At 71.6% G+C, this 672-nt stretch carries 1 protein-coding gene; it reads right to left on the bottom strand.

The genetic code is table 11. The features are described from left to right. Window positions 1-26: 26 nt before the first annotated feature. Window positions 27-650, bottom strand: coding sequence for a TetR/AcrR family transcriptional regulator (locus PUR53_RS08195; protein WP_329894536.1), 624 nt, complete (start codon window positions 648-650; stop codon window positions 27-29). Between the last annotated feature and the right edge of the window lie 22 nt (window positions 651-672).

Raw genomic sequence — 672 nt, 5'->3', positions numbered from 1 at the left:
GTGCGACGAGGCCGGCCGTGTCCTTGTCAGTGGTGGCGTGGGCGGGGCAGCAGGGCGAAAGCGCTCTCCGCGATCGCGGTGAGGCGGTCGGGGCTGTGGCCGTACGCGCCGACGACATCGCTCCCGCGGATGATGGTCAGCAGGAGGTAGGCGAGGTCGTCGGGGTCCGCGTCGGGGTCGATGTCGCCGTTGCGCTGCGCTGCTCGCACGCAGTCGGCCACCGCCGTCCGGACTACGGAGAAGCACTCGTTGGCCAGGCGTTTGACCTCGGGGTCGGAGGCGCCGACCTCCAGGGCCATCTTGGCGGCGAAGCAGGCCGCCCCCGCCCGGTCGGAGGCGGGGGCTACGTCGGGGGCGAGTGGCACTCCGTGGACGGCGCGAAGCAAGTACGCGTGCAGTCGTTCCAGGGCGCCCTCGTCCGGTCCGGCGAGCGCCTTCCGCGGACCCTGTGCCAGCCGGGCGAAGTATCCGCCCATCGCCTCCATCAGCACACCGTGCTTGCCGTCGAACGCGGCGTAGAGGCTGCCGCGGCCCAGGCCGGTGGCGGCGCTGATGTCGTCGACGCTCGTGCCGTTGTAGCCCGAAGCGCGGAACTGCCGCTCCGCGGCATGCAGGACGTGGTCGCGGTCGAAGCTTCGTGGTCTCGCCATGCATCGAAGGTAAAGCCGACCC

This window comes from Streptomyces sp. SP18BB07, from assembly GCF_036322545.1.
Classification (GTDB): Bacteria; Actinomycetota; Actinomycetes; order Streptomycetales; family Streptomycetaceae; genus Streptomyces; species Streptomyces deccanensis.
The sequence above is the reverse complement of the archived record's forward strand: the minus strand, read 5'-3'. Positions and strand labels throughout refer to the sequence as shown.

Coding starts and splice junctions, on each gene's coding strand:
- PUR53_RS08195 (WP_329894536.1), bottom strand. CDS start 650: ATGGCGAGACCACGAAGCTTCGACCGCGACCACGTCCTGCATGCCGCG.